This window comes from Blautia sp. AF34-10 (assembly GCF_003477865.1).
GTDB lineage: Bacteria > Bacillota > Clostridia > Lachnospirales > Lachnospiraceae > Fusicatenibacter > Fusicatenibacter saccharivorans.
On the sequence record NZ_QUED01000020.1, the window covers coordinates 41,566 to 54,494 of the forward strand.

Annotated in this window: 11 protein-coding genes and 1 pseudogene; 2 read left to right on the forward strand and 10 right to left on the reverse strand. The window is 51.5% G+C overall.

Features of this window, described 5'->3' with window-relative positions; genetic code table 11:
- Positions 1 to 8: 8 nt before the first annotated feature.
- The 4 genes and pseudogenes from DWZ60_RS12295 to DWZ60_RS12310 form a co-directional block, all read right to left on the reverse strand.
- Entirely contained in the window at positions 9 to 704 is a 696-nt protein-coding gene (locus tag DWZ60_RS12295; RefSeq protein WP_119221715.1) for an anaerobic ribonucleoside-triphosphate reductase activating protein, read from the reverse strand.
- A gap of 102 nt (positions 705 to 806) precedes the next feature.
- Positions 807 to 1,891, reverse strand: a pseudogene (gene trpS, locus DWZ60_RS20880) (tryptophan--tRNA ligase).
- Between the two features lie 164 nt (positions 1,892 to 2,055).
- Positions 2,056 to 2,820, reverse strand: coding sequence for a YlmH family RNA-binding protein (locus DWZ60_RS12305; RefSeq protein WP_022461313.1), 765 nt, complete (start codon positions 2,818 to 2,820; stop codon positions 2,056 to 2,058).
- A gap of 66 nt (positions 2,821 to 2,886) precedes the next feature.
- Entirely contained in the window at positions 2,887 to 5,031 is a 2,145-nt protein-coding gene (locus DWZ60_RS12310) for a Tex family protein (RefSeq protein ID WP_118659276.1), read from the reverse strand.
- A gap of 209 nt (positions 5,032 to 5,240) precedes the next feature.
- Here DWZ60_RS12310 and DWZ60_RS12315 point away from each other — a divergent pair, with 209 nt between their 5' ends.
- Together DWZ60_RS12315 and DWZ60_RS12320 are read left to right on the forward strand one after the other, a co-directional pair.
- Complete coding sequence (locus DWZ60_RS12315; protein ID WP_117801393.1) at positions 5,241 to 5,720, forward strand: hypothetical protein; 480 nt, start codon at positions 5,241 to 5,243, stop codon at positions 5,718 to 5,720.
- A gap of 19 nt (positions 5,721 to 5,739) precedes the next feature.
- Positions 5,740 to 6,558 (forward strand): DUF975 family protein, encoded by an 819-nt coding sequence (locus tag DWZ60_RS12320; protein WP_055265104.1) that lies wholly within the window; start codon positions 5,740 to 5,742, stop codon positions 6,556 to 6,558.
- Between the two features lie 89 nt (positions 6,559 to 6,647).
- Here DWZ60_RS12320 and DWZ60_RS12325 read toward each other — a convergent pair whose 3' ends face one another.
- From DWZ60_RS12325 to prfB, 6 genes are all read right to left on the reverse strand, one after another.
- Positions 6,648 to 7,865 (reverse strand): homoserine dehydrogenase, encoded by a 1,218-nt coding sequence (locus DWZ60_RS12325; RefSeq protein WP_119221717.1) that lies wholly within the window; start codon positions 7,863 to 7,865, stop codon positions 6,648 to 6,650.
- A 30-nt stretch (positions 7,866 to 7,895) separates the two neighbouring features.
- Positions 7,896 to 8,342, reverse strand: coding sequence for an ACT domain-containing protein (locus DWZ60_RS12330; RefSeq protein WP_022461318.1), 447 nt, complete (start codon positions 8,340 to 8,342; stop codon positions 7,896 to 7,898).
- Positions 8,343 to 8,434: 92 nt separating this feature from the next.
- Positions 8,435 to 9,286 (reverse strand): TPM domain-containing protein, encoded by an 852-nt coding sequence (locus DWZ60_RS12335; RefSeq protein ID WP_118601595.1) that lies wholly within the window; start codon positions 9,284 to 9,286, stop codon positions 8,435 to 8,437.
- Positions 9,283 to 10,392 carry a TFIIB-type zinc ribbon-containing protein gene (locus DWZ60_RS12340; RefSeq protein ID WP_119221719.1) on the reverse strand — a complete coding sequence of 370 codons (1,110 nt, stop codon included), beginning with the start codon at positions 10,390 to 10,392 and terminating at the stop codon, positions 9,283 to 9,285. Before DWZ60_RS12340 ends, DWZ60_RS12335 begins: the two co-directional genes overlap by 4 nt.
- Before the next feature lie 56 nt (positions 10,393 to 10,448).
- A complete protein-coding gene (locus tag DWZ60_RS12345; protein ID WP_118666417.1) occupies positions 10,449 to 11,702 on the reverse strand; it encodes an SPFH domain-containing protein in 1,254 nt (417 codons plus the stop codon).
- 110 nt (positions 11,703 to 11,812) lie between these two features.
- Positions 11,813 to 12,920 (reverse strand): peptide chain release factor 2 gene (gene prfB / locus DWZ60_RS12350; RefSeq protein WP_117509617.1). Its coding sequence is split into 2 segments (ribosomal slippage): positions 11,813 to 12,868 and positions 12,870 to 12,920, totalling 1,107 coding nucleotides; the frame shifts between segments, so codons are not numbered across the junction.
- Positions 12,921 to 12,929 lie beyond the last annotated feature (9 nt).

A 12,929-nucleotide genomic window follows, 5' to 3' on the forward strand; every position in this document is an offset into this window, starting at 1 on the left:
AGCGTTTTTTAATCCACGCCGCGGATCTCCACCGTCTCAATCTTTCCGCGCAGGATCTCGCAGAACCGCTCGAGCTGCTCCCTCGCATACCCCGAGAACCTCGGATCAATCACATAATCCGATTTCCGGTAATTCTGCAGGAAGTACCGTTTTGCCCCGGAAAGCCACTTTCCGATCGCTTCGATCTCTTCCCTTCCATGCAGCTCTTTGCAGAGCGTTGTCCGGAACTCATAGTCCACCACGCCGCTCTTTAAAAACTCGACCGACTCATTGATCCGCATCACATCGATCTTTTTCACGCCCGCCGTCTCGCCGTACCGGGACGGCGCGTTTTTGATGTCCATGGCGACGTAGTCGATTTTCTTCTCTTCCACCAGCTTTTTCAAAATCTCCGGCCGGTATCCATTCGTATCGAGCTTCACAAGATATCCCAGTTCCTTAATTTTCGTCACGAACCGCTCCAGATCCGGATCCAGCGTCGGCTCACCGCCCGTCACGCAGACGCCGTCCAGCACGCCGCGCCGCTTTTCGAGCACTGCAAAAATCTCCTCCTCCGGAATCACCGGCTCCCATTCGGGATGCTGCACGAGATTTCCGTTCTGGCAGAACGGGCAGCGGAAATTACATCCGCCCGAAAACAATGTGCACGCCACCTTGCCCGGGTAATCCAGCAGCGTCAGCTTTTGAAATCCATGTATGACCATATGCTATCCTCTCCGACCGCAGGACTTCGAACTTTCGTCCGCCCTGCAACAGAAAAAGCGGAACCATAATGTCCGCTTTTTCCATTCATCTTCTATTGGTAATTATTTGCCGTAACGCTCTGCCTGGGAACGGATCAGGTCCAGATCATCAAAATAGTTGATTTTCATGGCTGCTTTGACATCCGCCAGTGTCTGAGCGGCAACTTTTTCTGCCTCTTCGCTGCCTTTTTTCAGCATCTCATAGATCGCCGGAATGTCTTTTTCCAGTTCTTTTCTGCGGTTGCGGATCGGCTCTAAGGTCTCCTGCAGTACATTGTTCAGGAACTTCTTCACTTTGACATCGCCAAGGCCGCCTCTCTGGTAATGTGCTTTCAGCTCGTCGAGATTTGCGTAATCCGGCAGATAGCGCTCGAAGTGCTCCGGCTGGCAGAATGCATCGAGATAAGTAAATACGGTATTTCCCTCGATCTTGCCCGGGTCGGTGATCTTGATGTGATCCGGGTCGGTGTACATGCTCATGACTTTTTTCTTGATCTCATCCGGCTCCTCGGACAGGTAAATGCAGTTTCCAAGTGATTTACTCATCTTCGCTTTTCCGTCGATACCCGGCAGACGTCTGCAGGAATCATTCTCCGGCAGCATAATCTTCGGCTGCACAAGTGCCTCGCCATAAACCGTATTGAATTTGTGGACGATCTCCTGTGTCTGCTCGATCATCGGCATCTGATCCTCTCCAACCGGAACGGTCGTTGCCTTGAATGCAGTGATATCGGCTGCCTGGCTGATCGGTAGGTGAAGAATCCAACCGGGATGCTCGCCTCAAAGTTTCTCATCTGGATCTCCGATTTTACGGTTGGATTTCTCTGCAGTCTGGAAACCGTAACGAGATTCATATAATAGAAAGAAAGCTCGCACAGTTCCGGAATCTGAGACTGGATAAAGATGGTGCTCTTTTCCGGATCAAGTCCGCAGGAAAGGTAATCCAGTGCTACCTCCAGAATGTTCTGGCGCACCTTCTCCGGGTTGTCCGCATTGTCGGTCAGCGCCTGTGCGTCTGCAATCATGATGTAAATTTTATCGAATTCACCGGAGTTCTGCAGCTCCACGCGGCGGCGCAGTGAACCAACGTAATGTCCTACATGCAGCTTGCCGGTCGGTCGGTCGCCGGTCAGTATAATTTTTCCCATTTTTTCTTCCTGCCTTCCTGATACGTAATCTTCGCAGTCCGCTTCTGTATGAAAAATTTCATGAAAATTCTCATAACTGCGGACCTTCTACATACCCTCTATAATACCGTCTTTTTACAAACACTGTCAATGGTCTTTTCCTGTAAAATCCCTCAAAATATCTATTATGAGACAAATCGTTCAACAGCCACGTACAGCCTTCCCTTTTTCGTCTGGTTCTGCACGCCCACATAGCGGAATTTTCCCATATGGCGCACGGTCACGAGATCGTCCTCTTTTAATGACGCACTCGGCGATGTCACCAGCTTTCCGTTGATAAACACCTGGCCGCCCTCGATCAGCGGCACCATTTTGCTCCGCGAACTGCTGAACGCCAGCGACAGCACCGCATCGAGCCGCACGGAAGCGACGGAGCCTTCTTTCCGCTCGGTTTTCGGCTCCGTCAGCTCCTCCGGCAGTCCCGCCTCGACTTCACAGTACACGCTCGTATGGCGCACTTTTTTCAGCTCCGCACAGATGTAGTCCGCCATATCCGCCATACAGATCAGATACGCCTGGTTTCCATCGATCAGAATGTCTCCCAGCTTATACCGCTCCACGCCGAGATTCATCAGTGATCCTAAGAAATCACGGTGTGACAGCGCATCCGCAAATTTTTCATTCAGCGGGCTGATGCGCACGACTGCGATCGGAAGCATCGACGCATCACCGTCCTCTGCATAGGATGGCAGAAACAGCGCCGCTTTCCGCTCTGCCGCCTCGTATCCGCCGGACAGCACGTAACGCACGCCCGGGATTTTATTTACCGTACGGTAGAACAGATCCTGCTCCGCCAGCGTCAGAAACTCCGTGTGTGACGGAACATCCCTGTGATAACACTGCTCTGCCAGATCCTGAATCCGTCCGACCAGCACTTCTTCCTCATTCATGGTAATCCCCCTTTGATACACCGCGGGCTGCCCCTGTTTTCTTTCGGGCAGCCCACGTATCACACTTTATTTATCCAGCAGCATCGACAGCCCGATCCGCTTCTTCGCCAGATCAAGGCTGATGACCTTCACTTCCACGATATCGCCGACGCTCACAGCCTCCAGCGGATGCTTGATGAAGCGTTTCGTCATCTGGGAAATGTGGACGAGTCCGTCCTGATGCACGCCGATATCGACGAATGCACCGAAGTCAATGACGTTGCGCACGGTTCCCTTTAAGATCATGCCGACCTTCAGGTCCTTCATATCGAGCACGTCGGTGCGCAGGATCGGGCGCGGCATCTCGTCACGCGGGTCACGGCCAGGCTTCTGCAGCTCTTTGATGATATCGCGCAGCGTAATCTCGCCGACACCGATCTCCTCTGCCATCTTTTTGTAATCTTTGATGAAGAACGCCGTCGGTCCATCGCTGATCTGCTCTGTCTTCATATTTAACTTTGCAAACAGCTTCTCGACTGCCTCGTAGCTCTCCGGATGAACGCTTGTGCCGTCCAGCGGATTTTTGCCGCCGGTGATGCGCATAAAGCCCGCGCACTGCTCAAACGCCTTCGGTCCGAGTTTTGCCACTTTCAGGAGCTCTTTTCTGCTCTCGAAACGGCCGTTCTCCTCGCGGTATGATACGATGTTTTTTGCTATCACCTTGCTGACACCGGAAATGTATTCCAGCAGCGACGCGGATGCCGTGTTCAGATCGACACCGACTTTATTCACGCAGTCCTCAACGACACCGCCGAGCGCCTCGCCGAGCTTCTTCTGGTTCATATCGTGCTGATACTGGCCGACACCGATGGATTTCGGATCGATTTTGACAAGCTCTGCCAGCGGATCCTGCACACGGCGTGCGATGGAAGCGGCGCTTCGCTGTCCGACATCAAAGTTTGGAAATTCCTCGGTTGCCAGCTTGCTTGCGGAGTAAACGGACGCTCCTGCCTCGTTTGTGATCACATACGCAACCTTCTCCGGGATCTCTTTTAAGATCTCGACGATGATCTGCTCGGACTCACGGCTTGCAGTTCCGTTTCCGACAGAAATCAGGGTGACGCCGTATTTGTGGATCAGATCTTTTACAGTGGCTTTCGCTGCCGCAATCTTCTTCTCGTTCGTCGGCGCGGTCGGGTAAACCACGGTGGTATCGAGCACTTTTCCAGTCGCATCGACAACGGCCAGCTTGCATCCCGTACGGAACGCCGGGTCCCATCCAAGGACAACCTGGCCTGCGATCGGCGGCTGCATCAGAAGCTGCTCAAGGTTCTTTCCAAAGACCTTGATCGCACCATCCTCTGCCTTTTCGGTGAGCTGATTTCTGACCTCACGCTCGATGGCCGGAGCGATCAGACGGTTGTAGGCATCCTCGATGGTCGCCTGCAGAACCGGCTTTGTCTGCGGATTCTCTTTGGTGATGATTTTTTTCTCGAGATAACGCAGGATTTCTTCCGTCGGCGCCTCAATTTTGACGTTCAGGAATTTTTCTTTCTCACCGCGGTTCAGTGCCAGCACACGGTGTCCGGCAATTTTTGATACCGGCTCGGAAAACTCATAGTAATTCTCGTAAACGGACTCTGCTTTCTCATCCTTTGCTGTCGAGACGATCAGGCCCTTCGCCTCGGTTCTGCGGCGGATCTCCATACGGTAATCGGCCTCATCGGAAATGCTCTCGGCGATGATGTCGCAGGCACCAGCAATGGCGTCTTTTGCCGTTTTGACTTCCTTTTCTTCTGAAACAAAAGCCTCTGCCTCTTTTTCGAGCGGCTCTTTTGTCATCTGCAGAAGAATGATATTCGCCAGCGGCTCCAGTCCTTTTTCTTTTGCGATCGTCGCACGCGTCCGGCGTTTCGGACGGTACGGGCGGTATAAATCCTCTACGACCACGAGAGTTGCGGCCTCTTCGATGGATTTTTTCAGTTCTGCGGTCAGCTTGCCCTGCTCCTCGATGCTCGCAAGGACAACGGCCTTGCGGTCATTTAAACTGCGCAGGTACATCAGACGATCGTACAGATTTCGCAGTATCTCATCGTTTAAGGAACCTGTTGCTTCTTTTCGATATCGTGAAATAAAAGGGATCGTGTTTCCCTCGTCAATCAGTTTCACTGCAGCTTCTACCTGCCACGGTTTGACGTTCAGCTCAGCTGCCAATACCTGATTCATATCCATAGGTAAATTCCTCCTGTTGTCTCTTCCAAAACACGCTGTTCCTTCTCTGTTTTTCCCGCATAAAAAGCGGGACCCTTGGCGGAACAGCCACTCTATTACCTTATCAATAGGTCTTGTTTTTGTCAACCTTACATGATAAAATCTTTACTATAGCTTTTTTGACAGACTGCGTGTGAAACCGCGCTTTTTTGCAGAAGAAAGGACATTTTATGACACCAGAAAATTACGATCCAAACACCAATGAGTCCGGAGATTCCTATCAGTCCTCCCATCCGTACGGCGTGCCTGAGGGCCAGCGTCCCGGACCGTATCAGCATTACCAGCAGCAGCCTCCCGTACAGCCGCCGCGCAGGACGGGTTCGCAGGCCCTTGCAGCCGCTTCGATGGTCATGGCGATCTGCTCCTTTTTGTTCATGCTCAACATGGGTTCCCTGTTTTTCGGCTCGCTCGGCGTGATCTTCGCCCTTTTAAGCCGCGGCGCAGGACGCATGAGCGGCACGGCAAAAGCCGGTCTTGCGGGCTGTACCATCGGCATAATTGTCGGTATCTGCATCATGTATGCTTTCCTGCTTTTCAACATGGTCAGCGGCGGCAGCACCAACCTGCTTGAGCGGTATTACAATCAGTACATGCAGGAATACCAGATGACACCGGATAACGGAACAACCACCGACGGAAATACCATCTAGGTACCAGAAAGGATTTTTCATGAACGGACAAAAACAGAAATTTTCAGAACTGAAAAAGCAGGCCCGTGAGGCCATGGCAGGCCGATGCGGCACGCTGGTGGGCGCAACCGCGATCAACCTGTTTCTCACCTTCTCCTGCTCCCTCATCCCGACGCTGATTTTTTCAGGCACAACGCTGTACGATATCATTTTCCTGAATCTGACGCTGTTCCTGTTTTCCCTGCTCCTCAGCCTCTTTCAGGCGGGCTACTTAAAGATCTGCCTCTCGACGCTGCGCGGGGAACCGATTTCCGTCGGTGATATGCTCTACGCTTTCTATCACCACCCGGACCAGTACGTGCTGATGTTCCTTATCATCAACGGCATCAGCTCCGTGATCGCCCTGATTTCCAGCATTCCGGGCTTCCAGTATCTTTCCTCCCCGAGTGCGGAACTGACGCTTGGAACAGCACTTTCCATCGAAGCCGAGCTTTCTTCTCTGATGAACGTTTACGTTTACAAGCTGATCGGCTCTCTCGTTTCCACGCTGGTGCTGGTTCCGTTTTCCCTTTCCACCTTTGTGATGAACGACGCTCCCGGCATCGGCCCGATCCAGGCGATCCGTCAGAGCTTTGCGATGATGAAGAAGAACTTTTTCCGCTACATTCTGCTTCTCTTAAGTTTCTTAGGGCTTGAGATTCTCGCATCCTGTTCCTGTGCCATCGGCTTTTTGTGGGTAATGCCCTATATGCAGATCACGATGGCTGCGTTCTATCAGGAACGGAAAGATGTCCTGTATCCGGCATCGGAACCGGTGGGATATGATACGGATTCCTTTGGATCCGGCACAGATCTTTAAAAATAAATTTTAAGATAACTAAAAAGACGTTTCACACCCCTTGCTTTACGGCTGTGAAACGTCTTTTTAGTTATGTCTATTTCGAGATCTTAAATTCTCGCGCGGATTCTGCTCTGGATTCCGTCGAGTTTCTCTGCTTTTTCTCTGTACTCCTGCTCTGTGATTTCGCCGGTAATAAATGCGAACTCCTCGGACAGACTTGGAACTGCTACGATTTCTGCTTTTCCGAACAGCTCCTCGATCTCACTCTGGCGCTCTGCGGCGTGGCCGGACACGCGGACGAAGAAGCGGCTCTTTACATCATCGATCTGCAGCAGGTCCAGTTTTTCCTCGCTCCAGCTCATCATGATGTTTCTGCCTTTGTTCTTTGCGCAGTCTACGACATCGGCTACAACGGCACTTGCGGTCGGAAGCTTTCCTGCTCCGCTTCCGTAGAACATCGCATCACCCAGTACATTTCCGTGGATGAAGATGGCGTTGAAGACACCGTTTACGCTGTACAGCGGGTTTTTCGCGTCAATCATCACCGGGCTTACCATGGCGTAATACTGATCACCCACCTTGCGGCTTGTTGCGAGCAGTTTGATTGCGGTTCCCATCGAGGTAGCATATTTGATATCCTCTGCGGTGATCTTTGTGATTCCCTCGGTGTAAACCTTTTCGTAATTGACTTCTTTTCCATAAGCAAGAGAAGAAAGAATCGCAATTTTACGGCACGCATCGTAGCCTTCTACATCTGCTTCCGGGTTGCGCTCTGCGTAGCCGAGGCGCTGTGCCTCTTTTAATACATCCGCGAAATCGGAACCGTCGCTTGCCATTTTGCTTAAGATATAGTTCGTGGTACCATTTAAGATACCAGTTACTTCATCGATCTCATCTGCAGTCAGGGAGGAGTTTAACGGACGGATGATCGGGATACCGCCGCCGCAGCTTGCCTCAAACAGATAGTTTGCGCCGTGCTCTTTTGCAATTGCAAGAAGCTCGGTACCGTGTCTTGCCACCAGCTCTTTGTTGGATGTGCAGACGCTCTTTCCAGCCTCCAGCGCACGTTTTGTGAAGGTGTAAGCCGGCTCAACGCCGCCCATGACCTCGACAACAATATCAACCTCCGGATCGTTTGCGATCACTTCGTAATCATGTACCAGCACTTTTTCCACTGGATCTCCCGGGAAATCTCTTAAATCCAGAACGTATTTGATATTAATCTCGTTCTCTGCTCTCTTGTTGATGCTGTCATGGTTCGTGTTGATGACTTCTACCACGCCGGAACCAACGGTGCCATATCCTAATACTGCAATCTGAATCATCTCTTTTGTCCCTCTCTTGCTTTTTCTTTTTCAGGACTCCTGTCCTAAGATTTTAAAATAATGAACTCCCTGTCTGGACTCAATCTCGTTGATCATCTCCGAGGCGTCTCCCCGGTCTTCCGCGATATCCACGCTGATTGTCAGTGACGCCACGCCGTTTAACGGAATCGTCTGATGAATGGTCAGAATGTTTCCGTGAAACTCGGCGATAATCTTCAGCACATCGGAAAGCAGTCCCGGCTCATCGTCCATCTGCAGAATAAACGTAATCGTTTTTCCTTTTGCATTGTCATGAAAAGGAAGAATATCATCTTTGTATTTATAGAAAGAGCTTCTGCTGATTCCCGCTTTTTCCGTTGCCTGCTGCACGGTAAGCTCCTGCATATCCATCAACCGTTTGGCCTCGATGACCTTCAAAAGGACCTCGGGAACCGCTTTTTCTTTGATTACATAGTACTTTGTTTTTTCTTCTCTCATGGCAATCCTCTACCTTTATACTCTTTCCAGGAAATACATTTGTTTTCACAGGAAAGATCGTACCATATTCCGGCACAATGCGCAAGGACTTTTTAGAATCCGATACTTCCGCCGCCGTGGCTGTTTCCGCTGGCGGATGTGTGAACGTGGCTTCCGCCGCCACCGCCTCCTCCGCCGCCGGAACCGCCTCCTCCGTGGTTTCCGTCGTCCCTCGGGATCTTGTGCATCGACACATGGCGGTCAATCAGTGCATCCCTGCGGTCTCTGATTTTTACGCGTTTCAGATCCGCATAGCCCTTTGCACCGCGGTTTTTCTTTCGTCTGTAACTCTTCCAGATTCCAAAATAAACACAAAATCCTGTCACAGCAGCTAAAAGGACAGCAGTCATTGCCTCGGTACTGTTGATTTTACGGTAATGAATGATCGAGCCGTCTTCTGTAATCAGGTAGTCCGCCTCGGAAACACCGCGGTCGAAGCACTCCTGCGTTATCGTAATCATTTTTGCAAACGTCCCCGCATAGTCGCCCTCTTTTGCATAGCTCTGCGCTGCCTGCAGAATGTCATCGATTTCCGCGTCCGACATATAATACTGCATAATGCCCGACGTTGAAATCACAATCTGGCGCTGTCCCATGTCGATGAGGAAGCAGACGCCGTTCGGCTCCTTCGGATACTTTTTATCATAGAAATCATCCGCAATCGCCTGGCAGTCCTCGGAGCCGCTGCTGTACTCGGTCAGGATCACCATATGAATGTCCGTATTGCTCTCGAACTCCGCACAGGAACGCTCGAGATCCTGTTCCTCCTCATCCGAAAGAAGCGATGCGTTGTCATAGACATACTGGGTGTCCGCTTTTACGGTATTCACAGAAAAAATCCCGCACAGCAGAAGGGCTGCAAAAATGCCGAGCAGATATTGTCTCGCTTTTTTCATTCTTCTCATGAGAAATACCCTCCCACCAGCATAAAGATCAGTACGAAAAGTGCACTCACAACCGACGTCAGCAGCGCTTTTTTCCGCTCAAACGGAAAATCGCCGTTGATCGTTCCGGTCTGGCCGTTCATCGCATAGTAGTAAACCTTCCCGTCTTTTCCCGGATACGTCAGTGTCCAGACCGGAAACAGTACGTAACGCCAGTCCTCCCGCTTTGGAGAAAGCTTCATTTTCTCCTGCTCGAGGGAGAGATACTCGTTCGCCTCGTTCCGCATTGCGCCGCGCGCCATCGTCTCCAGTTCTTTTTTCAGTTCCGGTGCGATCTGCGCCTGTTCGATATCACGTTTTTCCGCCTGAAATCCGGAAAGATAGCCCATAGAAAACGGCTGCATCTCCTCCAGACGATAGGGCTGCACGCATTCGATCAGATCGCGGTCGGCCTTGTTCAGTGCATTGCGCGACAGACCGTCCACGCGGACCTCGCCCTCCCGGCGGACATCGTAGATGCTGGTCTCTTTGTACTCCACATCACCGGTCTGCCAGACTCTCACCTTCCGGCCGTGTGCCATGTAATCCGTCTCAAAGTCTCCGCCGTAAATCCAGTATGGGAAATAGACACCCGTCATCTTCTGTACCTGGTTTTTCTCGAAAAAGTCCTTCGGAATAAAGCGTTTCTTCCGCGCAAATGACAAAAATTTCTCGATTGCCTGCTCCTTGCTGATCTTAAACGGCAGCACGAAATCCGGCATATATTCTCCCGAGAGCCGACCGGAAAGCACCACCGGGTTGTGGCAGTAGAAACAGTATGTCGCTGCCGTCGTCGCATCGGTCACAATCTCAGCGCCGCAGTTCGGACAGGTGTAGACAACTGCTTCGCCCTGCTCTGTTTCCCCTTTTGTTTCCTCCGTACTGCTTTCCTTCTGTGCATCGGATGCTTCCTGTGCACCGGCAGCATCGTCCTCCCCGTTCAGCGCTTCCGCTGCTTTCGGGTTCGCCTTTTCGGCTTCTTCCTGTGTAAACGAGGACAGGCAGTACTCGCATTTATACTTTCCGCTTGCCGGATCGAAGGTCAGATCGCCTCCGCAGTTCGGGCATTTGTATGTAATAACCTCCATATTCTATCCCTCCTTCCCCGGAGCCGCTGTTGTATTGGATGGTTATCTGTTTTCTTTTACTGTCTTGGTTTTCCGCAGTTCGAGCAGAACTTGCCGGTATTCTCCGTTCCGCATGCGCAGACCCATTTTCCTGCCGCTTCCGGTTTCGGGCTGCCACAGTTCGAACAGAATTTACCGCTGTTCTCGGTTCCACACTTGCCGCAGATCCACACCATCGGCTTTGCACTTCCGCAGTTTGAGCAGAAATTGCCGGTGTTCTCCGTTCCGCAGGAGCATTTCCATACGCCTTTTGCAGCTTCCTGCTGTGCCTTGGCTGCCGCCTGCTGCTGCATCTGCTGCTGATTCGAAGCGGACGCCGATGCAAACGAGGAACCGAAGGCATTCATGCCCATCTGAACACCCATAAAGCCGTTCATGGCTCCGTTTGGGTTGACTGCTGCTTTCTCCATACTGCGTGCCATCGCTCCCTGTACATAGCCCTCACGGATCGATGGATCAGACATCATCGCACCTTCGTTACGCATCTGGATCAGTTTCTGGGAAGCTTCATCGTAGGAAAGGCTTGCGATTGCCACGGACTGGATCTCCATGCCGCGCATTGCCCGCCAGCTCTCATCCATCGCATCTGCCATGTAGCGGGACAGCTCGGCGCTCTTGGATGCTGCGAACGAAATGCGGATGCCGTCGGCTGCCATCTGATTGATCGAGGACTGCAGGCCCTCTAAAAATTCGTTCATATACTGCTCATTGATATCCTCGATCTCCACGCGGGATGCGTTTCTCGGCACAGCCTCTGCGTAGAAGCGGAGCGGATCGACGATGCGGATGGAATAGGAACCGTGTGCCCGAAGGAACAGCTCAGCATTGTAGAACTGGTCGAAATAGTTGACCGGATTTCTCGTTCCGAATTTGATTCCCTTGATTTCCTGCAGATTAATATAGAAAACTCTCTGCTCATGCGGGGTCTGGCCGCCGAATTTCAGGCGCTCAAACGTATCTTTTACGGCTGCGTCAAGCGATCCGCTGAACATCGACGGAGACGATGACTGGTCTACGGTAAAGTAGCCCGGCTCTGCGGTGTAATCAATAATCTTTCCGCCGTCCACCAGCATCATAAACTGATTGTCATAGACATGGATCACAGAACCGTTTGAAATCGTCTGGCTTCCCTTTTTATTCTGGCCTTTTCTTACCAGAATTCCCTCTGTAAATACCGTATGTTCCCCCATCTCATACGGTTCCACGGTCTCCAGCCACTGATCGGCGAGACTGCCGTGTACTGCATTGACTGCTGCTCTGATAATACCCATACTTTTACCTCCTGTTTGCCTTTGGCTTCAAACAGAAAGGAGCATTTCCGTCCTCTGTTGGTGAAAATGCTCCTTATTTTACTTGTCACTGTGCTCTGCCCACAGCCGAATTATGCTTCTTCCTCTTTCGCTCCGGTTCCGAGGGCAATCCACTTCAGATATGCGTTGATAAACAGATCAATTCCGCCATCCATGACTGCATCGACGTTTCCGGTCTCTGCGTTGGTACGGTGGTCTTTGACCATGGTGTATGGCTGCATAACGTAAGAACGGATCTGGTTGCCCCAGCCGATCTCGGTTACTTCGCCGCGGATGTCGCTCAGCTTATCTGCCTGCTCCTGGAGTTTCAGCATATACAATTTTGCTTTCAGCATCTGCATTGCCTTGTCCTTGTTCTGGAACTGGGAACGCTCATTCTGGCACGTAACCACGATGCCGGTCGGCATATGCGTGATTCGGATCGCCGATGACGTCTTGTTGATGTGCTGTCCGCCGGCACCGCTGGAACGGTACGTATCGATACGGATATCCTCATCACGAACCTCAACATCGATCTCTTTGTCGATATCCGGCATAACATCGCACGATACGAACGATGTCTGGCGTTTTCCTGCCGCGTTGAACGGAGAAATACGGACGAGACGGTGAACGCCTTTTTCGGATTTCAGATAACCGTAAGCGTTTTCGCCGTTGACCTGGAATGTCACGGACTTCACACCGGCCTCATCACCGTCCAGAAAGTCGAGTTCCTCGATCGTAAAGCCTTTGCGTTCTGCCCATCTGGTGTACATACGGTACAGCATGCCGCACCAGTCGCACGCCTCGGTTCCGCCTGCACCTGCGTTCAGTTTGATGATCGCATTGTCCTTGTCAAATTCGCCGGACAGCAGGGTTTTGATGCGGATGGCATCGAAGGATGCCTTGAACTCCTCCATCATTTCCGCGATTTCCGGAACAACGGAATCGTCATCCTCCTCCTGTCCCATCTCGATCAGAGTTTCCATATCTTCTTTGGCGGATACCAGTTTCTGATACGTATCTCTGTCCTCTTTCATGCTGCTCAGCTGTTTCATCTGCTCCTGCGCTTCTTCGGGGTTGTCCCAGAAATTGGGTTCCTCCATTTTACGCTCTAATTCTTCGATCCTCTGCTCTTTGTTAGCGAGGTCAAAGTGAATCCCTCACTTCCACTAATGGTTTATCGTATGTGCCAAGTTCCATTTTGAACTG